This window comes from Frankia nepalensis (genome assembly GCF_016786325.1).
Taxonomy (GTDB): Bacteria; Actinomycetota; Actinomycetes; order Frankiales; family Frankiaceae; genus Pseudofrankia; species Pseudofrankia nepalensis.
The window spans coordinates 13,003-36,838 of the sequence record NZ_JADWYU010000250.1 but is presented as its reverse complement, the minus strand read 5'-3'; the positions used below and the strand labels follow the sequence as shown (position 1 = coordinate 36,838).

The following is a 23,836-nucleotide window of genomic DNA, read 5'->3' as shown; positions in this document are numbered from 1 at the left end:
GCCCGGCCTCCCGCGCTCTGGCCTCCCGCGCCCCGGTATCCCACGACTCCACGTCCCGCGGTCCGGTATCCCACGGCCCGGCCTCCCGCGCTCTGGCCTCCCGCGCCCCGGTATCCCACGACTCCACGTCCCGCGGTCCGGTATCCCACGGCTCGGCGTCGGGCCAGCCCCCGGGCTCGTCCCTCGCCGGCGCGGGAAGCATGCGCTGGGCGGTGGGCCCGGCCGCCGGGGGCGGGGTTCGCCCGGCGGCGCGGACGCGGTCCAGCAGGAGGAGCAGTTCCTCGGCGGTGGGGCGGTAGGCGGGGATCTTCGACATGGCCCGGGCGACGATGAGGGCCAGGCCCGCGGGAACGCCGCGCAGGTCGGGCTGTTCGTCGACGACGCGGCGCAGCACGGCGGACGCCGAGCCCTCGCCGAAGGGACCGCGGCCGGTGGCCGCGTAGACCATGACCGCGCCCCAGGCGTGCACGTCGGCGGCCTCGGTCACCTCGTCGCCCAGGGCCCGTTCGGGGGACAGGTAGCCGGCGGCGTCGGCGCGGAGACTGGCGGGCGCGGTGACGGCGTCCAAGGCGCGGGCGATCCCGAAGTCGATCACTCGGGCGCCGGACGGCGACAGCAGGATGTTGCTCGGCCTGAGGTCGGCATGGACGACGCCGGCGGCGTGAATCGCGGTCAGCGCCGCGGCGGCCGCGGTCCCGAGCCGTTCCAGTTCGACGGCCGCCAGGGGTCCCCAGTCGTCGACCTCGGCCGCGAGCGTCGGCCCGTTGACGTACTCGGTGACGAGGTATGGCCGGGGGCCCGCGACGTCGACGTCGAGCACGGCGGCGGTGCAGAAGCGGGCGACCCGCAGCGCGGCGCGCGCCTCCCGCAGGAACCGCCGCCGGAACTCCGGGATCCGAGCCAGGTCGGCGCGGACGACCTTGAGTGCGACGAGGTCCCGCTTGTCCGGGCCGTCGGCGTCCGGGTGGCCGCCCGCCGCGTACCGGTCATCCGGATGGTCGGGATCATCCGGATCCTCGGCCCGGCGGGCAAGGTAGACACTGCCCAGGGGGCCGTCGCCCAGCCGCCCGAGCAGCGTGTACGGCCCCACATGGGGCGGATCGTCCCAGTCCAGCGGTAAGACGCCGGGCGCATCGGCCATGCAGTCCCCCGAAACGAAAGACCCGGTGCGGACCCTCCCCAGGTAGGCCCGCCCATTGGGCCCTCCGCGCGCGACATAATACGGCCGATTCAATCGAAACGCCCGTTTTCCGACACGGGGCCGGCAGAGAACCGCGCGACCCGCCGATGAGGGCATTTGGGTTCCTGCCCGGGGCCACCAGTCTCGTGGCTCTCCTACCCAATTCTTGGTGAGTGGTGAATGTGAAGGGGTGTCCTCCGTTTCGCGAACGTCTTCCGGGACGAGCGCATTTGGATGGGCCTCCATGGTGGATGGCGCGCGGTTGGATGGCGCGCGGCGGCGACGCCGTCTCGTGGAGGGCACGGGTGGCGCGCCGAGGCTCGCCCGCGACGCGCGCCCGTCGCCCGCCGGTCGACGCGGGCGACGCGCCGGTCAGCGCAGGCGCCACACGAGGAGGTTGTCGTGGTTGCCGGCGGCGACGAGGGTCGCGCCGTCGGGAGTGAACGCCAGCAGGGCGCTGCCCTGGGCGTGGCCGGTGATCGGCTCCCCGATGCGGACGGGCCTGTCGAGGTCCCGGATGTCCCAGAGACGAACGGTGCCCTCGGCGCCCTCCGCGGTGGCGAGGACCGAGCCGTCGGGCGAGAGGGCCATGTCGAACCCGCCGTTGCTGGGAACCTCGGAGATGGGCCTGCCGACGGGCCTCGGGTTGGCCGCGTCGCTGACGTCCCAGAACCGGACCGGGCCGCCGAACGTCGCGAGGAGGCGGCCGTCGGCGGAGAAGACGACCCGCTCGCCGCCCTCGGCGTCGACCGGATCCCCCAGCGGACTGGGGGCGGCGGGCTTGGCGATGTTCCACAGGCGCACGGTCCCGTCGGCGTGACCGACGGCCAGGACGCGGCCGTCCGGCGAGAACGCGACGTCGAACACCGAGTCGGCGAAGGGCCCGCCCAGGGGCGTGGGGGCCGCGGGGTGGGTGACGTCCCACAACCGGATGGCGCCGTCGTCGCCGTGACTGGTCACGAGGACGCGCCCATCGGGCGAGAAGTCCAGGATGTTCACCGTGCTGGCGAGGGGCGCGTCGCCGAGCGGAGTGGCGGTGGCGGGCTCGGCGGGGTCGATGACATCCCAGAGCAGGACCTTCCCGCCCTCCGCCGCGTGGGCGAAGGTGTCGCCGTCGGGCGAAAGCGCCACCACGGGCGGCACCGTGGACACGAGGCCGTCCCCCCGTTGCTCGATGGGCTCGGGCGTCGAGCCGTTCAGATGCCAGAACTCGATGGCCCCGCTGAACAGGCCGGTCACCAGGGTGCCGCTGTCGGCCGAGAGCGCCACGTCGGACACGCTGCCGGTCCGGATCTCGCCGGCGCGGCGCGGCGCCGTCCCGGTGAGCAGTTCCGCGGTCGTCGGCCCGGGCGGCGGCGCCGGCGTGGAGCCGGCGGCGGCGGTCGACACGGGCGCGGAGGCCGAGGTCGGCCCGGTCAGCGGCATCCCGGACGGCCGCGCCCCGGTCGCGGCCGCGGTCGTGTCCCGGTCGGCGGCGGCCAGGACGATCGCGGGAACCGCCGCGGCGGTCGCGACGGCGAGGGCGACGACGATGGTCAGCCGGCGGCGGCCGCGCTGCCCGGCCGCCCGCGCGGCCGGCGGCCCGGCGGGCCGGTCGCTCATGGGCGGCAGGGATTTCAGGTCGGTGTCCCAGTCGGACCGGTCGGGGTTCCGGCCGGAGCCGGAGGCCGCGGGCAGTGGCGGCCGCGTCCCCGGGCCGACGGCGCCTGCGGGCCGCCGCGCGCCCGGTGGCGTCCGGCGGGCGCCGGCGGCGCCCGGGCCCGTCACCGCCCGCTCGGCGGCGACGGCCGACGGTCCGGTCGGCGGCGCCACGCGGGCGCCGGTGGCGCCAGGGCCGGTGGTCCGCCGCGCGGACGCGGTGACCGCGGGGCCCGTCGTCCCCCGCGCGGTGACGGCGGAGCCGGTGGCGGTGGGTCCCGTCACGGGAGCGGCGTGGATGTGGTGCAGGAGGAGGAGCAGTTCGTCCGCGGTGGGGCGGTCGGCCGGGTTCTTGGCCATCGCGCGGGCGACGAGTGGGCCCAGACCGTCGGGCAGCCCCGCTAGGTCGGGGGTGTCGGTGACGACGCGGCGCAGGACAGCCGGGGTGGGGCCCTCACCGAACGGGGTGCGGCCGGTCGCGGCGAACAGGATGACCGCGCCCCACGCGTAAACGTCGGCGGACGCGGTGACGGGCCGTCCGAGGGCCTGCTCGGGAGCCATGAAGCCGGGGGTGCCGATGCTGCCGTGGGTGTGCATCGTGGTGGTGTCGAGTGCCCGGGCGATCCCGAAGTCGATGACGCGGGCCCCGGACGACGACAGCAGGATGTTGCCGGGCTTCAGGTCGCGGTGCACCACCCCGGCCGCGTGGATCGCCGTCAGCGCGGAGGCGACGGCGACCGCGAGGCGCTCCAGGTCGGGCTCGGGCAGCGGGCCTCGCCCACGGACAGCGGCCCACAGCGTGGGGCCGTCGATGTACTCGGTGACGAGGTAGGGCCGGGGGCCTTCGGTGTCGGCGTCGAGAACCTCCGCGGTGCAGAACCGGGCGACCCGGCGCGCCGCCCGTGCCTCCAGCTGGAACCGGCCCCGGAACTCGGGAACACGCGCCAGGTCCGGGCGGATCACCTTGAGCGCGACCAGCGGCGGCTCTCCCGCCGCCGTGGCGCCGGCGGCGTCCGCGCGGCGCGCGAGATAGACGCTGCCCATGCCGCCGTCCCCGAGCCGCCCGAGCAGCCGGTAGGGGCCCAGCGTTCGCGGGTCGGTCTCGTCCAGCGGCGCGGCTCCCGCGACCCCGACCATCACGTCACCACCCGAGGACCCGACCCCGCCCGTTCCGTCGCCGGGCGCCCGAGGGTGGATCTTCCTCGGAAGCTACCGGCCTCCGAAGCGGGCAACCGTGTACGTTTCGTGTCCGCTGTCCGACCGTCGGCCACGGGACGCCGATCCCGCACGGGCGGCACCGGGCGCGGTGGCCATCGCGCCGGACCTGGCGGTGCAGGCGCCCGTCCCGGCGGCAAGCCGCGCGGTATTGCGGCCGGCCTGTGGCCGCAATGGGCGCCATCCTGGTGGTATGACGATCGAGGATGCCGGTCGGGTCGTCGGGGACGCCTTCGACGAGGCCGAGGCCGAGGCCGAGCGGGCAGGCGGCCGGCCCGCCGGGTCGGCGGGGACGTCACCGAGCGCGCGGATGCTCCGGTTGCTGGGCCTGCTGCAGACTCACCGGTACTGGGCGGGGATGGAGCTGGCCGACCGGCTCGGCGTGAGCCCACGGACGCTGCGGCGCGACGTCGACCGGCTGCGCGAGCTGGGCTACCCGGTCCAGGCGAGCCGGGGCGTGGCCGGCGGCTACCAGCTGAAGGCGGGCGCGGCGGTGCCGCCGCTGCTGCTCGACGACGACGAGGCGGTCGCGATCGTGGCCGGGCTGCGTGGCGCCGTCGCCGGGTCGGTCGCCGGCATCGAGGAGGCGGCCGTGCGGGCACTGGCCAAGGTGACGCAGGTGATCCCGCCCCGGCTACGCCACCGCGCCGACGCGCTCGGCGCCTACACCGTGCCGGTGCCGCTCGGCGGGCCGCCCGTCGACGCCGGGCTGCTGACGGCGATCGCGCTGGCCGCCAGGGCGAGCGAGCAGATCCGGTTCGGCTACACCGACCGGGAGGGCGCGGTCACCCGGCGTCGCGTCGAGCCGGACCGGCTGGTGTCGCTCGGCGGGCGCTGGTACCTGGTCGGCTGGGATGTCGACCGGGCCGACTGGCGGACCTTCCGGCTCGACCGGATCGCCGGCCCGCTCACGACCGGCGCCCGGTTCCGGCCGCGCGAGCTGCCCGGCGGCGACGCGGCCGCGTTCGTGCGCGCCGCGGTCCGCGCGGTGCCACGCTCGGGCCGCCACCAGGTCGACGTCCTCGTGCGGGCCCCGGTCGCCGACGTGGCGCGGGCGGTGGGCCAGTGGGGCACGGTCGAACCGGAAGGCCCCGCGGCTCCCGACGGCCCGGGAGACGGCGACCGGTGCCGGCTGCGGATGGCCGTCGACGACCTCGCCTGGCCGATGCTGGTCCTGGCCAGCGTCGGCGCTCCCTTCGAGGTGCTCGGCCCGCCGGAGCTCACCACCTACCTGCGGTCCGTCGCCGGCCTCTTCGGCGGTTCCCGCGCCGCGCCCGGGACCGGCGCCGGGCCACGGACGGGGTGAGCCGGCGCGGCGGCGCGCCACGGCCCCGGCTGGCGGGCCGCCCGGTTCGTCCCCGGGTCAGCGGCCGTGCGGGCGGTGGCACTCCATGGCCCGGGCGATCTGGGCCGGGTCGAGCGGGGGCAGCGGGAGCGCGCTGGGGGCGTCGCGGCTGGTGCGCAGGCCGTCCAGCAGGATCGTCAGGAAGCGCCGCCACGCCTGGGGCGCCTCCTCGCGGGTGAAGTCGGCGACGGAGATCAGCATCAGCTGGACGAGCCCCAGGTCGGTGCCGGCGATGTCGGCGCGCAGCGCCCCCGCGTCCTGGGCCCGGGTGACCAGGGCCATGAACAGCGGCCCGATCCGGTCGCGGTCCGCCGCGATCCGGGCGCGGCCGTGCGCGGTGCTGAACACCAGCTCCTTCAGGCCCCGGTCGGCGACCTGCCGGGCGGTCGCCTGGTCGAGGAAGCTCACCAGCCCGGCCCACGGGTCCTCGGCGCGCAGGCACTCCTCGGCGAGCTCGACCAGCTTGCCGACCCGGTCCTCGAACAGCGCCTCGATGAGCAGTTCCTTGGTTGGGAAGCGCCGGTAGAACGTGCCGATGCCGACGCCCGCGCGCCGCGCGATCTCGTCGGTGGTGACGTCGAGGCCGAGCTCCGCGAACGCCGCCGCGGCGCCCTCGAGGATGCGCTGGCGGTTGCGCTCGGCATCGCGCCGCAGCGGCCGGTCGGCGCCCGCCTGGGCCCGCTCGTCCGGGTCCCCGCCGGCGGCCGCCGCGTCGGGGTTCGTGGTCTCGTCCATCTCCGCTTAGGTCATAGGGGGCGAACTCGCCCGATCGGGAGGACCCGCCGCGCGGCCTGGGACGGGCCGGCGCCGTCCGGGGCGGCGCCGGTCAGGCGCACCCGGGCCGGGCCGGGCGGGCCGGTCGGCGGGGCCTGGGCCGGCGGATTGACCGGGCCGGGTCGACCCGGCGTCCAGCACTGATCGTAGACGCCGACCCGGAACGCCGCCGCGTCACGGGTGGCGATGGCGGCATAGGACGCGCATCACCATCAGGTAGGCGACTCAACCGGAGTAATGACCTCCGCTTCCCGGTAGGCTGACGACGCGGCCGGCGCCGATCCGGCCGCTGGCGCCCGGCCGTCCGGCCGCATCACCCACGCGCGCTCGTGGCCGGGCCCCGCGCTGGGACCCTTCGCGCGGATGGCGCCGCAGGGTCCGACACCGACCTCCTGGGGAGCAGAACCGCCATGCCAACCGCAGTCGACGACCCGTCGGGCGCGCAGCCCGGCCTGGGCCCGGTGGCCCCGACCGCCACCGCCACGACCGCCGACGCCGCGACGCGCTCCGACCAGGCGGCCGACCCGCGCCGCTGGGCCATCCTGGGCATCCTCGGCATCGCGCAGCTCATGGTGATCCTGGACGGCACCGTCGTGAACATCGCGCTGCCGTCCGCGCAGGCCTCGCTCGGCTTCTCCGACGGCAACCGGCAGTGGATCATCACGTCCTACACCCTGGCGTTCGGCGGCCTCCTGCTGCTGGCCGGACGGCTCAGCGACCTGTTCGGCACCAAGAAGGCCTTCCTGGTCGGCGTGCTGGGCTTCGCCGCCGCCTCCGTGCTCGGAGGGGCCGCGACCGGTTTCGAGATGCTCGTCATCGCCCGGGCGCTCCAGGGTGTGTTCGGCGCGTTGTTGGCACCCGCGGCGCTGGCACTGCTGACCACGACGTTCACGGACCCGCGCGAGCGCGGGAAGGCGTTCGGCATCTTCGGCGCGATCGCCGGCGCCGGCGGCGCGATCGGGCTGCTGCTCGGGGGTGTGCTCACCGAGTACCTCAGCTGGCGCTGGTGCATGTACATCAACCTGGTCTTCGCCGCCGTCGCCGGCATCGGCGGAGCCACGCTGCTCGCCGCGCACGTGCGCGGCCACCGCGCGCCGCTGGACCTGCCCGGCACGTTCGCGTCCTGCGTCGGCCTGGTCGCGATCGTCTACGGCTTCGCCCAGGCGGAGAGCCGCGGCTGGGCCGACGGCGTGACGCTCGCCCTGCTGTTCGGCGGGCTCGTGGTGATGGTCGGCTTCGTGCTGCTGCAGCGGCGGGTCGCGCACCCGCTGATGCCGATGCGCGTCCTGCTGGACCGCAACCGCGGCGGCTCCTACCTGGCCTGCGGACTGTCGGCGATCGGCATGTTCGGCGTGTTCCTGTTCCTGACGTACTACCTGCAGCAGGTGCTCGACTACTCGCCGGTCATGTGCGGCGTCGCGTTCCTGCCGATGAGCGCGGCCGTCATGATCACCGCGACGATGTCGCCAGTCCAGCTGGTGCCGCGGTTCGGCGCCCGCTGGGTCGTGGTCACCGGCATGGTGGTCACCGCCGTGGGGATGCTGCTGTTCGCGCGGCTCGGCCTCGACGCCGGCTACGCCAGCCACGTGCTGCCGCCGCTGCTGTGCACCGGGGCGGGCCTCGGCCTGGTGTTCGGCCCGGCGATGACGCTGTCGACCTATGGCGTCGACTCGCACGACGCCGGCATCGCCTCGGCGCTGGTCAACACCGTCCAGCAGGTCGGCGGCTCGATCGGCACCGCGTTGCTGAGCACCATCGCCACCACCGCGACGGCGAGCTATCTGGCCGCCCACCCGGCCGCGGCCGGGTCGGCGCCCCACTCCGCGGCCGACCCGGCCCGGGTGCTCGCGCTCGCCGCCATCGACGGCTACCAGGCCGCCTACATCTGGGCCGCGGCCATCTTCGCCGTCGCCGCCGTCATCTGCGGGATCGTGCTGCGCGGCGGCCGCCACGCCGCCGACGGTGCCGTGGCCCCGGCCGCCGCCCACTTCTAACGGCGCCCACTTCCAACGGCGGCCTCGCGGCCGGGGGGCCCCCCCCCGGGGCGCCCGCGCGCCCCGGGCGCGGGCGGCCCGCCCCCGGGGCCGCCGGCCCGGCGCCGTCCGCGCGCCGGGCGCGCGGGCGGGCCAGTCACATCCCGACGGTGGCGTGCATCTCCCAGACGAGGATCTCGCTGGCCTCGGCCGCCGTCACCCGGTGGCCGCCGATGCCGGTGAAGCGGGCGGCGTCGCCCTTGCCGAGCGCGCCCTCGCCCTCCAGCGTCACCGCGCCGCTGGGCACGAACAGGTGCAGGAAGGGCGCGTCCGGCAACGTGACCGCGGCGCCCGGCGCCAGCCGCGCGGCGTGCAGCGCGGCATACCTGTTGCTGATGTGGATCGCCGCCGCGTCCCGGTCCCGCTCCATGCCGGAGGCGACCGTCACCAGCCCGCCGGCGAGCAGTTCGCCGTCGATCTCCAGCTGCTCGTAGCCGGGCGTGACCCCCGCGGCGTCCGGCACGACCCACATCTGGACGAAGTGCACCGGGTCGGTGTGCGCGTCCTCGCCGGTCAGCCGCCAGGAGTCGTTCTTCTCCGAATGCAGGATCCCGGTCCCGGCGCTCATCCGCTGGGCCAGCCCCGGGTAGATCACGCCCGAGTGCCCGGTGGAGTCCTGGTGGACGAGCGCGCCGTCCAGCACCCAGGTCACGATCTCCATGTCCCGGTGCGGGTGCGTGTCGAAGCCGGTGCCTGGCGCGACGATGTCGTCGTTGTTCACCAGCAGTAGGCCATGGTGCGTGTTGCTCGGCGAGTAGTGGTGGCCGAACGAGAAGGAGTGCTTGGAGTCGAGCCACCGCATCTGGGTCGCGAACCTGTCGTCCGCCCGCCGGATGTCGACGCTGGCCTCACGGGTCGTGGTCGCAGCAGCCATGGGTGCTGTCCTCTCTCTCCCCGGTATCTGTCGGCTCTCCCCGGTGTCCGCCGGTACAGCAATCTAGTTGCTGACGCAACCATCAAGCGTCCGGGGTCGCCGGTCATTCCCGCCGGGGATCAGCCCACGCCGAGGGCCCTGGCGAAGACGCGGGCGGTCAGGGACTCGGAGGGATACTGGGTGAGGACGGCGAAGACGACCTCGTCGAAGTGGCGCGCGAACGGGCCGCCGGGCGCCAGGAGCCCGGCGAAGGCGTCGGCGACGACGGCGGGGTCGTTGCGAAACGCGCCGCAGCCCCAGGCACCGAGGACGAGGCGGCGGTAGCCGTGCCGGGCGGCGACGGCGAGCACCTGCCGGCCGCGGTCACGGAACACCTGGGGCACGAGAGGCAGCAGGTGCGGCTCGTCGCGGGGGATGGACCGCAGGTTGGGCGCCGCCGCGGTGAGGACGCCGACCGCCACCGGCTCGGGCAGCAGGTTCCAGCCGTCGTCCCGGAACACGGGGACGCCCGGCGAATGCAGGACCCGATCGGTGTAGAGGTCGTCGCCGCGCTCGAGGTGCGGCCGGTAGTAGTCGTCGAAGCCGACCAGGCACGCGTACAGCGCGGACGCGCGGCACAGGGACTCCTCCTGCGCCCGGGCACCGTCGAGGAAGCCGCCGCCCGGCCAGAGGGCCGAGGCGAAGTTCAGCACCGCGACCGGGCCTGACCCGGCGGCCAGCAGCCGGCGGGCGGCGTCGAAGCTGCTCTCCCCGGTGACCTCGATCCGGCCGGCCACCGGCTCGGGAGGCGGCGGGACGATCTCCACCGGCTCCGGGCCGTACAGCACGGTCCCGGCCACCGCCTGGCGCACCTGCTCGGCGATCTCGATCCGTCGCCCGTCGGGCGCCGTGTACCAGCCGGCCTCGACGATCGCCACCGTCTCCGCCCCGATCACCCGAAGCCGCTCCCTCATCGCCTCAACATCCTCGTTTCCGTCACGGACAGCACTACCCGCCCATAGTCTGCGTGACCGGTCGCGGGCCAGGGCTCTGGGACGGGAGTCAGCTGGCTGACTCCGGTGGTTGGCATGGGCAACGCACGGGGTAGCCTCCGGGCCGGAAGGTCCGCGTCGCGCGTGGGGTGGGCGGTCACGCGGCGCCAGGCGTACGGGTCGGGGGTGACGACGGTGCCGGGGCTACCGAACGTGGCGCCGCTCGAGCCCGCCGACCCCCGCACCGTTGGGTCCTACCGGATGCTGGGACGGCTCGCCAAGGGCGGGATGGGTACCGTCTACCTGGCCCGGCCCGCGAACGGCGGCCCCCTCGTCGCGATCAAGATGATAGACGCCGACCTGGCCCGGATGCCGGCGTTCCGGGAGCGGTTCCGGCGGGAGGCGATGGCGGCCCAGCGGGTCGCCCGGTTCTGTACCGCCGAGGTGCTCGACGTCGAGGTCTCCGGCCCGCGGCCCTACCTGGTCACCGAGTTCATCGACGGGCCGACACTGACCGTCGCCGTCACCGAGCGGGGGCCGCTGCCCCCGGCGGAGCTGGAACGGTTCGCGGTCGCCGTCGCCTCAGCGCTGACGGCGATCCACGCCGCCGGGGTGGTGCACCGCGACCTGAAGCCCGGCAACATCTTGCTGTCGCCGTCCGGGGCCCGTGTCATCGACTTCGGAGTCTGCCGGCCCGTGGACGACGCCGACGCCACCGCGATCACGTGGGGCCGGCTGGGCACACCGGTCTTCATGGCGCCCGAGCAGGCGATCGACCAGCCGGCCTCGGCCGCCTCCGACATCCACGCCTGGGGCGGCATCATGATCTTCGCCGCCACGGGCCGGCTCCCGTTCGGCGATCCCCAGCTCGACGAGTTGCTGCGCCGCATCCTGCAGGACACTCCCGACGTGACCGGCCTGCCCGCCCAGCTGCGCCCCATGGTCGCCCGCGCCCTGGCCAAGAACCCGGCCAGCCGCCCCACCGCCCGCGAACTGCTCCTGTGGCTGACCGACGCCACCGGCCCGTCGGCGGACGACACCCGCCTGCTCCCCCGGGGGTTCGCCACCCTCACCCCGCCCCCGCCGGCGAGCCCTCCCCTGACGCGGCCCTCGTTCCCGCCACCGACGGCCGCCGACACGGGGCACCGGGCTGGCACCCGCGCCGCCGGCCCGCCCGTGACGGACCAGCCGCCCACCCGCCCCCGGCCGCGGCTCTTCCGGCGGCCACCGCACTGACCAGCCAGACCCGCCGCGCCGCGGCCCGCGACGGGGGGTCATCCCCGTGCGGGAGGCCACGCGAGACAGGCGCGGCGCACGGCCCTCCCTGGTCACCGAATACCCCGAGGCTCACCGAGCACGTCGAACGCCCGGCGCCGTTCGGTCGGTGAGAGGCGTTTCTCGGACGGCGAGAAGCCATCCGGAAATCCCGGCGCCCCGGATACTCACATTCACCCATCACCAACATCCGGGCCACCGGCGCGGGACGGTCGACGGTGAAGAACGCGACCACGATTCCGTCTCGCCGGTCCTCGCGCGCTTCCCGGCCGCGACGGAAAAACGGGCATCTCGAATGCGATGACCCTAGAATTTCACCCGCGGAGGGCCCATGTGCGGGCCCGCCTGGGGAGGGTCCGCGCCTGGTCTTTCTCATCGGGGGACTGCATGGCCGGTGCTCCTCGCGCGGCGCCGCTGGACGAAGACGATCCGCGCGTTCTGGGCCCGTATACCCTGCTCGGCCGGCTCGGCGACGGCGGCATGGGCAGCGTGTATCTGGCCCGCCGCGCCGACGGTACGGGTGCCGACGCCGGGTCGGATGACGCGGGCGCCGCGGACCTCGTCGCGGTGAAGGACCTCGTCGCCGTGAAGGTCGTGCGGGCGGACCTGGCCCGGGTCCCGGAGTTCCGGGAACGATTCCTGCGGGAGGCGCGGGCCGCGCAACGGGTCGCGCGCTTCTGCACGGCCGAGGTCCTCGACGTCAACACCACCGGCCGGCCGTACCTCGTCACCGAGTACGTCGACGGGCCGACGCTCGCGGCCGCCGTCCGCGACCGGGGACCCCTGCCCGAGGCCGAGCTGGAACGGCTCGCCGTCGCGGTGGCCTCCGCGCTGACCGCCATCCACGCCGCCGGCGTCGTCCACCGCGACCTCAAGCCCGCCAACATCCTGCTGTCCTCGTCCGGCGCCCGCGTCATCGACTTCGGCATCGCGCATGCCTACGACGCGACCACCGGGCTCACCCAGGGCAGCATCGGCACCCCGGCGTACATGGCCCCCGAGCAGGCCATGGGTGACGAGGCCACGACGGCCGCCGACGTGCACGCCTGGGGTGCCGTCCTGCTGTTCGCCGCCACCGGCCGTTCCCCGTTCGGCGAGGGCCCGACGCCGGCCGTGCTGCGGCGCGTCGTGGACGAGCAGCCCGACGCGCGCGGCGTCCCCGCCCCGCTGTTCCCGATCATCGCCCAGGCGCTGTCGAAGAACCCCGCCGAGCGCCCCACCGCCCAGGAGCTGCTCCTGCGGCTGCACCACCTCCACACCGCGGCCGGGCGGCCCCCGGCGCCGGGGGTCCCGGCCGCCGACCCGCGCGGCACCGACGACCCGGCGATGACGGAGCAGTTCACGCAGTGGGCCGACGCGGCTCCACGCCCCTTCGCCGCGCCGATCCCGGCGACGCCGAACCCGGCACGCCGGACCAGCCCGCTCGACCCGCCGACGCACACGCCGACCGAGGCCCCGCCCGCCGACGCCCGCCTCGCCCCGGGAGGCCTCGCTCCCGGCCCTCGGCGCGCGGGGCCGCACCCCGCCGAGCCCGGCGCCACGGGCCAGCCTGGCTCGTGGCCGCCCGCCGGCCCGCCCGCGCCGCCGCCCTCCGCCCGGCGGTCGTTCCCCGGCCCCAGGGCCCTGGTCGCCCTCATCGCCGTGGTCGTCGCGCTGGTGGCGGTTCCCGTGGTCGTCCTCAGCCTCCGCCCGGACGCAACCCCCTCCGGGACAGCGCGGCCGGGCGAGGCGACGGCCGAGGCAGGGGCCGGCACCACCGACGGGTCCGGCGCGGGCCCGTCGGCGTCGGCCGGGGCGACCGCTCCGACCGACGCCACCAGCGCCCAGGCGCTGGCCCGCACGCCGGCGACGCGGCTCGGCGAGCCGCTCACCGGCCACACGGGCTACGTGCGGGCGATCGCGTTCTCCCCCGACGGACGCACCCTCGCGACCGCGTCGGCGGACCGCTCCGTCCGGCTCTGGGACGTCTCCGACCGGGCCAGTCCCAAGGGCTACGACCTGCCGCTGCTCGGCCACGCCGACGAGGTGGGGACCCTGTCGTACTCCGGCGACGGCCGCCTGCTGGCCACCGGCAGCGACGACATGACCGCCCGCCTCTGGGACGTCAGCGACCCGGCCAGGCCCAGGCGCCTCGGCGCGACCCCTCCGGCGGGCGACGACGAAGGGCTGCCCACCGTGGTCAACAGCGTGGCGCTCTCCCCCGACGGTCACCTGCTCGCCGTCGCCGCGCAGGACCTGTTCGCCTCCCTGCGGCTCTACGACGTCACCGACCCGAACGACCCCCGGCAGGTCGGCGAACCGATCGAGGCCACGGTCGGCGGGATACCCTCGTCGGTCCAGGAGCTCCGGTTCACCCCGGACGGCCGCGCGCTCGTCGGCGGCGACGAGAGCGGCAGCCTGCACGTCTGGGACGTCACCAACCCGGCCGACCCCGCCGAGCTCGGCGTGCCCCTGTCGGCCGCGGCCGTCGACGTCACCAGCCTGGCGATCTCCACCGACGGCCGCACCCTGGCCAGCAGCGGCCTTGGCGGGGAGGTCATGCGCTGGGACCTGACCGACCTCCAGAACGTCACTCCCCTCGGCCAGCCCGTCGACCACGACGACAACGTCTACGCTGTCGCGTTTTCCCCGGACGGCACCGTCCTCGCCAGTGGAAGCGCCGGCCACAACCTCGTCCGCCTCCTCGACGTCACCGACAAGGCCGCCCCGAAGCCACTCGCCGAGCCGTTGGAAAGCCGGCTCTTCGTCTACGCCGTGGCGATCTCCCCGGACGGCCGCACCCTCGCCTCCGGCGGCTCCGACAGCGAGATCACCCTCTGGAGGCTGCGCTGACCCAGACCGCTGCCTCTCTGGAGTCCTGACCGGCGGCAAGCGGGCTCGCCCCTCCTGTTCGTATAGTGAATTTCATTCACTATTGACCCCGAGTTCCGGTCTTCTTGTTCGGGGTGTCAACATCGGGGTAGCCATGGCAGCCACGACTCCGACTCATCCGGCCGCGCCCCGTCTTCCCGCCGACGCCGGCCGGCCGGCCGGGTCAGCGGTCGAGCCCGCCGGTCTTCCGGAGGACCGGGGCGATCCGGCCTCCGGCGACCGGGGGGACGTCGTGGGTCCGCTCGAGCGAGGCCTGGCGGTGCTGCGCTGGCTGGCGGCCCGCGCGGACTCCGGCCCGGCGGTCGGCCCCCGGCCGACCCCGCTCGCGGACGTCGCCCGCGCCACCGGGCTCGCCCGCGCCACCGTCGACCGGGTGGTCGCGACGCTCGCGGCCGACGGCCTCGTCCGCCAGGACGGCCGGACGGTCACGCTCGCTCCCCGGCTCGCGGTGCTGGGCAACGCCTACCTCGCCTCCTGCCGGATCCCGGACGCGCTCACCGCCCTGGCCGCGCGGCTCGCGGACACGTTCGACGAGTCGGTGTCGGTCGCGGTGCCCGACGGCGACGGTGTCCGCTTCGCCCTCCAGGTGACCCGGCGCCGAGCGATGGCGCCGGTGTTCCGGGTGGGCGACCTGCTGCCCGCGGAGCGGTGCGCCCCCGGGGCCCTGTTCGCCGCCGGCTGGTCGGCGACCCAGTGGTCCGCCTGGCGCGCGCGCGTGGCCGCCGACCCCGGCTACACCGGATTCCCGGTGCTGTGGTCGCCCGCCTCGCATCCCGCCGGCACCCCGATCGCGGCCCCGGGCGACGTCCAGGACACGCTGGCGGGCCCGGACGCCGGCGCGGTCACCGGCTTCGCCGGCCGCGCCGCCGCGGCCGCCGCCGATGGCCACTCGATCGACGACCAGCTGGTCGAGACCGGTCTGGTCGCCGTCGCGGCGCCGATCCGCGACCGGCGTCCGGGCTCCCCGGCCGAGGGCCAGACGATCGCCGCCCTGAGCGTCGTGAGCCACACCAGCCGGCACACGGCGGAGTCGCTCGCCGCCGCGGTCCTGCCGCGGCTGCGGCGCGCCGCGGCCGAGGCCGAGCGGGCCCTGGCCACCGACGCCGCCGTCCCGGCCGCCGGCACCGAACCGGCGCGGGAGACCGCCGAGCTGCCGCGCGAGACCGCCGAGCTGCTGCGCGAGACCAAGGCCGAGCTCGGCTCCGGTTATCTGCAGTCGATGGCCCGGGGGCTGGCGGTGCTGGACGCGTTCGGCGCGGCCGCGCGGGCGCCGACGCTCGCGGACCTCGCGCGCACGACCGGCCTGCCCCGCGCGACGGTGCGCCGCTCGCTGCTCACCTTCGATCACCTCGGCTACGTCGCCACCGACGGACGCCGCTTCCGGCTGCTGCCCCGGGTGCTGGAGCTCGGATACGCGGCGGTGACCAGTCTGCCGCTCGCCGCGCTCGCCGAGCCGCACCTGACCGAGCTGGTCGCGGCGGTACACGAGTCGGCGTCACTGGCCGTGCTGGCGGGCGACGAGATCCGCTATGTCGCCCGGATCCAGGCGTCGAGGATCATGAATGTGGCGATCACGGTCGGTACCCGATTCCCGGCGTACCCGACGGCCATAGGCCGGGTACTGCTGGCCGGGCTGGCGCCCACCGAGCTGGACGACCGGCTCTCCCGCCTCCCGGCGACCGGTCCGACATCGCGGACCATCACCGACCCGGCGCGGCTGCGCGCTCTGATCGCCGGCATCGCGCGCGACGGCTACGCGCTGGTCACCGGCGAGTTGGAGGACGGGCTGCAGTCGCTGGCCGTACCGGTGCGCGACCGCGCCGGCCGGGTGGTCGCGGCCGCCAACGTCTCGATGCCCGCCGGCCGGGTGCCGGCCGAGGCCGCCGTCGCCCGGCTGCTCCCACCGCTACGCGCCGCCGCGGACGCCATCGAGGCCGACCTGCGGATCGCCACCGCCTACCGCCGGGCGCCGACGGTCTGACGACCGGCCGGGCCCGGCCGCGGCGAGGACCTCGCGCTCCGGTTAGCCGGACGCGGCCTCGGCGCCGGCCTCGGCGTCGAGGTGGCCGCTGGCGATCAGCGCGAGCAGCAACAGCCCGAGCGCGACCCGGTAAATCACGAACGGGGCGAAGCTCTTCGTCGTGATGTAGCGCAGGAACCAGGCGATCGCCGAGTAGCCGACGACGAACGCGATCACGGTCGCGAGGATCGTCGGCCCCCAGGCGATCTCGCCGCCGGAGCCGTCGGCGACCGACACCAGCTGGAACAGCCCGGACAGGAGCACGGCCGGGATCGCGAGCAGGAACGAGTAGCGGGCGGCCGCCTCCCGGGTGTACCCGAGGAACAGGCCGCCGCTGACGGTCGCGCCCGAGCGGGACACTCCGGGGATCAGCGCCATCGACTGGGCGAGGCCGTAGATCAGGCCGTCGCGGACGTTGAGGTCCTCGACCGTCTTGCGCCGGCGCGGGAAGGCGTGTTTCCCTCGCTTGCCGGCCTGCGACGCGTACCAGTCGGCGATGCCAAGGACGAGACCGAGGACGATCAGCGTCATCGCGATCAGGCGCAGGTCGCGGAACGGGCCCTCGATGCTGTCCTTCAGGGTGACACCGAGGACGGAGATCGGGATGGAGCCGAGAATGATCAGCCAGCCCATCCGGGTCTCCTGGGTGCCCCGGAACTTCGGATTCGTCAGCGACCGGGTCCAGCTTGAGACGATCTTCGCGATGTCCTTGCGGAAGTACAGGAGGACGGCGGTCTCGGTGCCGATCTGACTGACGGCCGTGAACGCGGCGCCCGGGTCGTCCCAGCCGAGGAACGCCGGCACGATCCGCAGGTGCGCGCTGGAGGAAACCGGGAGAAACTCGGTAAGCCCCTGGATCAGGCCAAGAACCCCGCCTTGCAGCCAGTTCACGAGGCGACAGCCTCATGGGCGCGGCATGCCTCACGGCGGCGAGCGGCGACGTCATCATGGGCTCGGCGGCCTCGGGGCCGGCCGAGCCGGTCGCCCGGCATAGTTCCGTACCTGGTCACGGGCTTGACGTTAGCCCACGCCCGGCGACGCCCCTCAGGCAGCCCGGGCCGCGGTCGCACCGGCGATGCCACCCGCCACTGAACAGGTCTCGCCACAGAGCTACTCTCGGGTAGGAGTCGGTCTCCTCACAGACAGTCGCGATGTCCTGTCGAGCACTCCTGGACACGGTACGTTCAGGAAACTTCGGCCGAACGGCGGGGAAACTCCGATAGAAGAGGCTTTGTGATGTGCGGACACCACAGGGAATGTCTTCCGGGCGAGCGACCCATCATCCCTCTCGCCGCCGTGGCCAGCCCGACACTATCGGCCAGCCCGACGGGCTCCCCGCGCCGCGGGCGCGGGTGGGCGACCCGGCCGGCGGCCTCGTCGGCCCGTCGCGCACCCTCGCCATGGAGTCTCCCGTTCCGGCCGTCGTTCCCGACGGGGACGACCCGAGCACTGCCCGCCGGCCCCGTCCTTCCGCTGCCTCGTCTCACCGGGTCCGCCGGGACGGAGGGCACACGCGCGACATGACCTCCTTCTCCCCCTCCCCGTCCTCGGCACGCCCAAGCCGGACCCACGCCGGCGTCGGCGCCCGGCCGCGGCTCGCGCACGACCTCCCCATGGCGGCCCGCGACGGCGTGGCCGGGCAGCTCGCCCAGGAGGTCGTCGAGGCCGCCCGGCTGCTGTGGGCCACGGTCGGCGCCGAGAAGCCCACAGCCCTCCCGGCCGCGTTCGAGAAGCTGCGCCCGCGCCACATCCAGCTGCTGCGGCTGCTCGCCCAGCGGCCGGGGATCTCGGTGCGCGCCGCCGCCGAGGCGCTGTCGATGCGCCCGCACAACCTGAGCACGCTGCTCACCGACCTGGTCGACGCCGGGCTCGTGGAGCGGCTCGGCGATCCACGGGACCGCCGGATCGCCAGGCTCTACCTGTCCGACGGGACCCGCGAGGAGGTCGAGAGCGTCGAGCGGGAGCTGCAGGGCGCGGTCGTCGAGGCGCTCGCCCGGCTCACCGACGTCGACCAGGGCCGGATCCGCTCCGCCCTGCCCGCGCTGCGCCGCCTCATCGCCGGCCTCACCCCGCCCACCGAGCCGTCGCCCGGCGAGCGCCGCTGACGGCTGACCGCGGCGGCCTCAGGGGAAGACGGCGAAGAAGCGCCAGTCGAGGACGTCGCGGGCGGGGGCGCCAAGGGCCTCGATGCCGGGGGTCTCGGTGTCGGGGGTCTCGACATTCGGGGCCCCGACGTTCGGGGCTTCGGCGTCGGCGCGGACCAGGCAGCGCAGCCGGGCGAGGCCACCGCCGGTGACGAGCGGCGTCAGGCCCTCGACGGTCACCTCCCCGCGCAGGGTGTCGCCCTCGTGGACCGGGCCGGTGTGGTCGCAGCCCTCCCAGCCGGCGACGGTCACCAGGGACGGCAGGGCCCGGGTCACCTGCGCGAACGCGATCCCGATGGTGTGCCCGCCGTAGACGAGGCGGCGCCCGCCGGCGGCGGCGCCGTCGTGGTGTACCTGGGCGACGTTGAGGGTCAGCCGGGCCAGTTCCGGTGCGCTGGAGACCACGTCGCCGCCGCCGACGCGCCAGGTCTGCCCGACGGCCAGGTCCGTGAACCGCGGCCCGGCGACGAGCTCGGCGAAGGGCTTCAGATCCCAGCCGTCGACGACCGCGGCGAGCTCGGCCGGGGTCGGCTGGGTGCCGACGATCCCGGTGTCGTCGGCGTGACCGGTGGCCAGGTCCGCGTCGCGCAGCGGCAACATCGCGCAGCGCCAGAAGTCGAGCACGCCACGGCCGTGCTGGTCGACGGTCGTGATCCGCAGGACCGCGAGGCCCGTCGGTCGCCGGCCGGGCCGCGACTTGTTCTGCCGCAGCGCCACGACCTCGGTCGTGGTGCGCAGGGTGTCGCCGATGCGCGGGGTGCGCCGGAACACCAGCCCCCGGTAGAACAGGTTGGCCTTGACGTGGTGGGTGACCACGGTGGACTGGCCGATGGCGACGTCCCAGACGACGTTCGGCGGGGCGAACGGCGGTATGGCCGACGCGGTATGGGTGACGTCCGCGCAGAGCGCGGCGTCCAGCGCGAGCGCGAGCCGGCCGCCGACGATCGCGCGGTGCGCGTCGGCCAGCCCGCTGGTCAGCGTCACCCCCGGCGCCGAGCGGAACACCTGCCCGACGGCCAGCTCGTCGAAGTACGGCCCCTCGGCGACGACGGCGCCCAGGGCGGCTTCGCTCGCCATCAGCTCTCCCCGCCGGTCTTCGCGGCGTCGACCTTCGGGGCACCCGCCGCCTTGGGGGTCCCCGCCGGCCGGGAGCCGCCCCCCGGCTTGCCGTTCCCGCCGTCCGCGCCGTCGGTCGCGGCGATGACGCCCTTCTGGGCGAGCCGACCGATCTCGGTGTCGCTCATCCCGAGGGCCTCGGCGAGCACCGCGGCGGTGTCCTCGCCGAGCCGGGGCGCCTCGCCGGGCGCGCCGTAGGCGCCGTCCCAGCGCATCGGCGAGCGCGCGGTGATCGCCGGCAGGCCCTGCGAGGGCACCTCGCGCCGCGGCGCGTCGTCCGCCGGTACCAGCACGTGCGCGAGCACCGGGTGCACCCCGCGGGCGTGCGCGGCGACGACCTCGGTCATCCCCCGGTAACGGCCCCACAGCACCCGGGCCGCGTCGAGCTCGTCGGCGACCTGCTTGGAGTCCCGGGCGGCGAACCACGGCCGCAGCACCGCGGCGATGGTCTCGCGCAGCCGGTAACGCTCGTCCTCCAGCGTGAGGTCGGCGTCCAGGGCCGTCTCCAGCGCGGAGAAGACCGCGCCGGTGCCGGTGACGGAGCACAGCGCCGCCCACTGCCCCTCGGTCAGCGCCACGACCATGACCCGCTGGCCGTCGCGGCAGGCGAAGTCGACGCCGAAGCTGCCGTAGACGTGGTTGCCGTGCCGCGGCCGCTCGTGGCCGCTGGCCGCGGCCTCCGACAGCCAGCCCATGTTGGCCACGCCGGCGAGCGCGACGTCCGAGAGGGCCAGCTCGATGTAGGCGCCCCGGCCGGTGCGCGACCGGGCGTGCAGCGCGGCGAGCACCCCGGTCGACACGGACAGGCCGGTGACGAGGTCCCAGGCGGGCAGCACGTGGTTGACCGGTGCGCCGCCCTCCTCGGTGCCGGTGATGCCGGGCAGGCCGACCTCGGCGTTGACGGTGTAATCGACGGCCGGCTTGCCGTCCGGGTAGCCCTGGACGCGCAGATGGATCAGGTCGGGCCGGCGGGCGGTGAGGACGTCGTTGGCCATCCAGCGGCGGCCGACGACGTTGTCGATGAGGATGCCCCGGTCCTCGCCCGGGGCGGTGACCAGCGCGGTGACGAGCTCGCGGCCCTCGGCCGAGCGCATGTCCAGCGCGACGGAGCGCTTGCCCTTGTTCAGGGAGTGCCAGTAGTAGCTCTCCCCCGTCGGCGCGACCGGCCAGCGCCGGTAGTCGCTGCCGCCGCCGAGCGGGTCGACGCGAACGACGTCGGCGCCGAGCTGGGCGAGCGTCATCCCGCCGGTGGGCCCGGCGACGAAACTCGCGCACTCGACGACGTGCAGCCCCTCCAGCGGGCGGGCGCCCGCCGCGGTGATCACGCCGCCCGCCGGGGCGCGACGGCCGCGGACCGGGCCGCGGCGACGGCAGTGGCGGGCGTGCGTTGTTGGCGGGCGACGGCGGGCACGTCGGGCTCCTTCGCGCAGGTCAGGCCGGCGCCGTCCATCCGCGGCGCCTCCCGCGGCGACGAGGGCCCTGGACGAGGCAGTGGACGGCCGGCGGACGAATCGTATGCCCCCTTTCGGCGGACTGGCCCGGTCGCGGCCGCGGGCCAGGGCCGGCTCTGACCGCCGAGCCCGGCGTCGAAGCGCCCGGTCAGGCCTGGACGACGCGGTCGCGTCCCGTGTGCTTCGCCTGGTACATCGCCCGGTCGGAGCGGTCGAGCAGGTCCGCGAGAGCGGCGTCGCGGTCGGCCAGCGACGCCACTCCCACGCTGACGGTCGCCGTCAGCGCGCCGGCGGGGGTGGGCGTTGCCAGGCCCGACACCGCCGTGCGCAGGCGTTCGGCGAGCGCCATCGCGCCAGCGGCGGGTTCGGCGACGACGGCGAACTCCTCGCCGCCCATCCGGCCCGCGATATCCCCCTCATGCAGGGTGGACGCGATGCACGTCGCGACCTTCGTGATGACCTGGTCCCCGACTGAGTGACCGTGGATGTCGTTGATCCGCTTGAAATGATCAATATCGATCATCATCACGGCCATCTCCAGATTGTCGGCGCGACATCGTCTGAAGGCGGCGGAGGCGAGCTCCAGAAAGTGCCGTCGGTTGGGAAGGCCGGTCAGCGGGTCGATGGTCGCCTGCCGGCTGATCTCCAGGAACCGGCAGGCATTGCCGCAGGCGCCCGCGATTCCGGCGAGGAACTCCCCCGCGATCGCGCGCTGGCCGGGGCCGTACCCGGCCGGCGAGTCGGTCGCCACGACGATCACGGTCGTCGGCGCCGCCGGCGGGGACGGCGCGCCGGCCGCGGCAGGCGCCGCGGAGGCCATTGGTCCGCCCGCCGGCGACCGCTCGGCGGCCAGGCCGGCCGGAGCCGGGACCGCGAGCCAGGCGGCGGCCGGCCGGCTCCGGCCCGGCAGGCCGGCGGCACGGCCGGCGACCCGCTCGCCGTTCGCGGCGCGCAGCACCAGGCCGGCGACGTCGGCGGGCACCTCGGTGCCGACGGCTCGCGGCTCGACGTCCCCGTAGGTGGCGATCACCCGCGCGGGCGCGCCGGCCGGCCAGCGCAGCACCCAGAGCGCGTCGATCGGGAACACCTTCTCCGCCACGGACATGGCCCGCGCCAGGATGAGCCGGACGTCCGTCGTCTGGGCCGCCCGCATGGTCACCCGGCCGAGACGCTCGGCCAGCACGCGCCGCCGGCGCTCGGCGGCCACCAGCGTGCGCAGCGCGGCGGGACCCCCGCCGCCCGCCAGGACCTCCAGGTCGCCCGGGCCCGCCGCAGTCAGCAGCTCCCGTTCGATCTGCGCGGCGGTCGAGGTCGCCATCGCGAGCAGCAGCGGGCTCGCGTCCTTCGCCGGGCAGGTGAAGTTGACGAGGCCGGCGACCTCTCCGGTGACCGGGTCCCGCAACGGCGCCCCGGCGCAGCTGACCGCGCCGCCCGACTCGCTGTAGTGCTCACCCGCACTGATCATGACCGGGCGTCCCACGGCCAGCGCCGTGCCGATCCCGTTCGTCCCCACGACGACCTCGGAGAAGTCGAAGCCGCGCACGATCGGCCCCTCCTCCGCCATCTGCCGCGTGAACACGGGATCACCGCCGAAGTGGGCCAGGACGATCCCGTCGGGATCGACCAGGGCCGCGACAACGGCGCACTCCTGGAACTGCTCGGCCATGTGGCGCAGCACCGGACGGGCGACCCGTTCGAGCGGAACGCCCCAGTTCACCTCCACCTGAACCGGGTCGGGCCGGTCGACGGGCACCGCGAACCCACGGGCACGGGTCCAGGACCGCCAGATGAGGTCGCGAACGCCTCCCGGCTCGACGACGTCAGCCGTGAAGAACCTCTCCCGCGCACGCTCCAGCCCCACCACGGACGCAGTGGCGGAGAACGTGTCGCGGCGTTCGCCGACCGATTTCACCAACAAAGACCACCAATAGTCGCACTACGGCTATCCGAGTGTCCAAACGGCGTTCCTCCGCTCCGGGGCACTTCCAGGCTAGGCTGCCGCGCACCGGCTCGTCCAAAGGCGGGAATCCGCCTCTTCGGCCATTTTCGGGACAAGGGATCGAATACGGTTGGCATGTGGCCCATTGCGGCGAGCATGCGGCCCGCGCCGACCGACTCATGGCGAGACCAGGCCAGCCACGGACATCGACTGATCGTCGCCGGAGATCACCCCTCCACAGCGGACACGACAGCGGGCTGCTCCCGGCCCGAACTCCAGGCGGAGCCGGAGAAGCCAGGATCCTGACCGGCACGCAGGTGCCGCGTCCGCCAGCGTCAACCTGCTGCGCACGATCGCCGACAGCGCCCTGGGGAGGTCCCTGACAAAGCCAGGTCACGACCTCCAGAAGGCAGCAAGGTCGATCATGTCCGGCGTCGAGAGGATGAACCTCGACGGGCCCGCGCCGGTCGGGAACCAGGAGCACCGCGGCGACGCCGCGGCCAGCGGCGGAAGGTGGAGGATTCGAACCTCCGCGGGCAGAACCCGGCCTGCGCTTAGCGGGCGCGCCCCTTACCGACTCGGGCAACCTTCCTGGTGAAACGTGCCCATGGAGGGATTCGAACCCCCAACCTTCCGGCCCTGAACCGGACGCCTCTTCCGTTGGGCTACATGGGCTTGCCGCCTGGGTACCTGCCGCCCGGGCGGAAAGTCTTTTCACTGGTCCGCGACCGGATGGCGGAGACCTCCGGATGACCAGACCCGAACCGACACGCGCCGCCTCGGACAGGTCTCGGTCGAGGCCGAGCACGTGGCTCCGGCTCGACCGCCCGGCCGGTGGTACGCGCCCTCGGCAGGACTCGAACCTGCGCCTCGGCGCTTAGAAGGCGCCCGCTCTGTCCACTGAGCTACGAGGGCACACCTGAACGCGGGGCGCGCCGCGCTGCCGGCGACCGCCGGCGATGGTGACCGACGGCGCCGGTGACCGGCGGG

The 23,836-nt window shown here is 75.1% G+C and carries 16 protein-coding genes and 3 tRNA genes; 6 read left to right on the top strand and 13 right to left on the bottom strand.

Annotated features, from left to right (window positions below; all coding sequences use genetic code 11):
- Both I6A81_RS39075 and I6A81_RS39070 read right to left on the bottom strand, forming a co-directional pair.
- On the bottom strand, nucleotides 1-1,141 hold a 1,141-nt coding region (locus I6A81_RS39075; protein ID WP_203010468.1), incomplete at its 3' end, for a serine/threonine-protein kinase.
- 411 nt (nucleotides 1,142-1,552) lie between these two features.
- Nucleotides 1,553-3,955: a serine/threonine-protein kinase gene (locus I6A81_RS39070; RefSeq protein ID WP_203010467.1), complete on the bottom strand. Its 2,403-nt coding sequence runs from the start codon at nucleotides 3,953-3,955 to the stop codon at nucleotides 1,553-1,555.
- 388 nt (nucleotides 3,956-4,343) lie between these two features.
- Here I6A81_RS39070 and I6A81_RS39065 point away from each other — a divergent pair, with 388 nt between their 5' ends.
- Nucleotides 4,344-5,339 (top strand): helix-turn-helix transcriptional regulator, encoded by a 996-nt coding sequence (locus I6A81_RS39065; protein WP_203030152.1) that lies wholly within the window; start codon nucleotides 4,344-4,346, stop codon nucleotides 5,337-5,339.
- Nucleotides 5,340-5,396: 57 nt separating this feature from the next.
- Here the strand turns inward: I6A81_RS39065 and I6A81_RS39060 are convergent, their stop codons facing one another.
- Entirely contained in the window at nucleotides 5,397-6,113 is a 717-nt protein-coding gene (locus I6A81_RS39060) for a TetR/AcrR family transcriptional regulator (RefSeq protein WP_203007842.1), read from the bottom strand.
- A gap of 449 nt (nucleotides 6,114-6,562) precedes the next feature.
- On the opposite strand from I6A81_RS39060, the gene I6A81_RS39055 reads away from it, so the two are divergent.
- Nucleotides 6,563-8,146, top strand: a complete 1,584-nt coding sequence (locus I6A81_RS39055; RefSeq protein WP_203007841.1) for a DHA2 family efflux MFS transporter permease subunit — start codon at nucleotides 6,563-6,565, stop codon at nucleotides 8,144-8,146.
- A gap of 136 nt (nucleotides 8,147-8,282) precedes the next feature.
- Here I6A81_RS39055 and I6A81_RS39050 read toward each other — a convergent pair whose 3' ends face one another.
- Both I6A81_RS39050 and I6A81_RS39045 read right to left on the bottom strand, forming a co-directional pair.
- Nucleotides 8,283-9,059: a pirin family protein gene (locus I6A81_RS39050; RefSeq protein ID WP_203004584.1), complete on the bottom strand. Its 777-nt coding sequence runs from the start codon at nucleotides 9,057-9,059 to the stop codon at nucleotides 8,283-8,285.
- A gap of 119 nt (nucleotides 9,060-9,178) precedes the next feature.
- Nucleotides 9,179-10,012 carry a TIGR02452 family protein gene (locus tag I6A81_RS39045; protein ID WP_203004583.1) on the bottom strand — a complete coding sequence of 278 codons (834 nt, stop codon included), beginning with the start codon at nucleotides 10,010-10,012 and terminating at the stop codon, nucleotides 9,179-9,181.
- A gap of 204 nt (nucleotides 10,013-10,216) precedes the next feature.
- Between I6A81_RS39045 and I6A81_RS39040 the strand changes: the two genes are divergently transcribed.
- From I6A81_RS39040 to I6A81_RS39030, 3 genes are all read left to right on the top strand, one after another.
- The gene (locus I6A81_RS39040; protein ID WP_307875205.1) at nucleotides 10,217-11,266 is read left to right on the top strand and encodes a serine/threonine-protein kinase; all 1,050 of its coding nucleotides are present in this window, start codon (nucleotides 10,217-10,219) and stop codon (nucleotides 11,264-11,266) included.
- A gap of 426 nt (nucleotides 11,267-11,692) precedes the next feature.
- Nucleotides 11,693-14,137 carry a WD40 repeat domain-containing serine/threonine protein kinase gene (locus I6A81_RS39035; protein ID WP_203004582.1) on the top strand — a complete coding sequence of 815 codons (2,445 nt, stop codon included), beginning with the start codon at nucleotides 11,693-11,695 and terminating at the stop codon, nucleotides 14,135-14,137.
- Nucleotides 14,138-14,270: 133 nt separating this feature from the next.
- Entirely contained in the window at nucleotides 14,271-16,157 is a 1,887-nt protein-coding gene (locus I6A81_RS39030; RefSeq protein ID WP_203004581.1) for an IclR family transcriptional regulator domain-containing protein, read from the top strand.
- 42 nt (nucleotides 16,158-16,199) lie between these two features.
- Here the strand turns inward: I6A81_RS39030 and I6A81_RS39025 are convergent, their stop codons facing one another.
- The gene (locus I6A81_RS39025) at nucleotides 16,200-17,087 is read right to left on the bottom strand and encodes an undecaprenyl-diphosphate phosphatase (RefSeq protein ID WP_203004580.1); all 888 of its coding nucleotides are present in this window, start codon (nucleotides 17,085-17,087) and stop codon (nucleotides 16,200-16,202) included.
- 629 nt (nucleotides 17,088-17,716) lie between these two features.
- On the opposite strand from I6A81_RS39025, the gene I6A81_RS39020 reads away from it, so the two are divergent.
- Entirely contained in the window at nucleotides 17,717-18,301 is a 585-nt protein-coding gene (locus I6A81_RS39020) for a MarR family winged helix-turn-helix transcriptional regulator (protein WP_203004579.1), read from the top strand.
- Nucleotides 18,302-18,319: 18 nt separating this feature from the next.
- Here the strand turns inward: I6A81_RS39020 and I6A81_RS39015 are convergent, their stop codons facing one another.
- The 7 genes from I6A81_RS39015 to I6A81_RS38990 all read right to left on the bottom strand — a co-directional run bounded on the left by I6A81_RS39015 (nucleotide 18,320) and on the right by I6A81_RS38990 (nucleotide 23,761).
- The gene (locus tag I6A81_RS39015) at nucleotides 18,320-19,417 is read right to left on the bottom strand and encodes a MaoC family dehydratase (RefSeq protein WP_203004578.1); all 1,098 of its coding nucleotides are present in this window, start codon (nucleotides 19,415-19,417) and stop codon (nucleotides 18,320-18,322) included.
- Entirely contained in the window at nucleotides 19,417-20,781 is a 1,365-nt protein-coding gene (locus I6A81_RS39010) for a CoA transferase (protein WP_307875204.1), read from the bottom strand. The genes I6A81_RS39015 and I6A81_RS39010 overlap by 1 nt, the downstream gene beginning before the upstream one ends.
- Complete coding sequence (locus tag I6A81_RS45275) at nucleotides 20,778-20,906, bottom strand: hypothetical protein (protein ID WP_285222715.1); 129 nt, start codon at nucleotides 20,904-20,906, stop codon at nucleotides 20,778-20,780. Before I6A81_RS45275 ends, I6A81_RS39010 begins: the two co-directional genes overlap by 4 nt.
- Before the next feature lie 149 nt (nucleotides 20,907-21,055).
- Nucleotides 21,056-22,771: a diguanylate cyclase gene (locus I6A81_RS39005; RefSeq protein ID WP_203004577.1), complete on the bottom strand. Its 1,716-nt coding sequence runs from the start codon at nucleotides 22,769-22,771 to the stop codon at nucleotides 21,056-21,058.
- Nucleotides 22,772-23,353: 582 nt separating this feature from the next.
- Nucleotides 23,354-23,438, bottom strand: a tRNA-Ser gene (locus I6A81_RS39000).
- A gap of 10 nt (nucleotides 23,439-23,448) precedes the next feature.
- Nucleotides 23,449-23,521 (bottom strand) — tRNA-Leu (locus tag I6A81_RS38995).
- 167 nt (nucleotides 23,522-23,688) lie between these two features.
- A tRNA-Arg gene (locus I6A81_RS38990) sits at nucleotides 23,689-23,761 on the bottom strand.
- Nucleotides 23,762-23,836: the final 75 nt, after the last annotated feature.

Excerpts from the sequence above, each read along its gene's own strand:
- I6A81_RS39070 (WP_203010467.1), bottom strand. The coding sequence starts at position 3,955 with ATGGTCGGGGTCGCGGGAGCCGCGCCGCTGGACGAGACCGACCCGCGA.
- I6A81_RS39065 (WP_203030152.1), top strand. The coding sequence starts at position 4,344 with ATGCTCCGGTTGCTGGGCCTGCTGCAGACTCACCGGTACTGGGCGGGG.
- I6A81_RS39060 (WP_203007842.1), bottom strand. The coding sequence starts at position 6,113 with ATGGACGAGACCACGAACCCCGACGCGGCGGCCGCCGGCGGGGACCCG.
- I6A81_RS39055 (WP_203007841.1), top strand. The coding sequence starts at position 6,563 with ATGCCAACCGCAGTCGACGACCCGTCGGGCGCGCAGCCCGGCCTGGGC.
- I6A81_RS39050 (WP_203004584.1), bottom strand. The coding sequence starts at position 9,059 with ATGGCTGCTGCGACCACGACCCGTGAGGCCAGCGTCGACATCCGGCGG.
- I6A81_RS39045 (WP_203004583.1), bottom strand. The coding sequence starts at position 10,012 with ATGAGGGAGCGGCTTCGGGTGATCGGGGCGGAGACGGTGGCGATCGTC.
- I6A81_RS39035 (WP_203004582.1), top strand. The coding sequence starts at position 11,693 with ATGGCCGGTGCTCCTCGCGCGGCGCCGCTGGACGAAGACGATCCGCGC.
- I6A81_RS39030 (WP_203004581.1), top strand. The coding sequence starts at position 14,271 with ATGGCAGCCACGACTCCGACTCATCCGGCCGCGCCCCGTCTTCCCGCC.
- I6A81_RS39020 (WP_203004579.1), top strand. The coding sequence starts at position 17,717 with ATGACCTCCTTCTCCCCCTCCCCGTCCTCGGCACGCCCAAGCCGGACC.
- I6A81_RS39015 (WP_203004578.1), bottom strand. The coding sequence starts at position 19,417 with ATGGCGAGCGAAGCCGCCCTGGGCGCCGTCGTCGCCGAGGGGCCGTAC.
- I6A81_RS45275 (WP_285222715.1), bottom strand. The coding sequence starts at position 20,906 with ATGGACGGCGCCGGCCTGACCTGCGCGAAGGAGCCCGACGTGCCCGCC.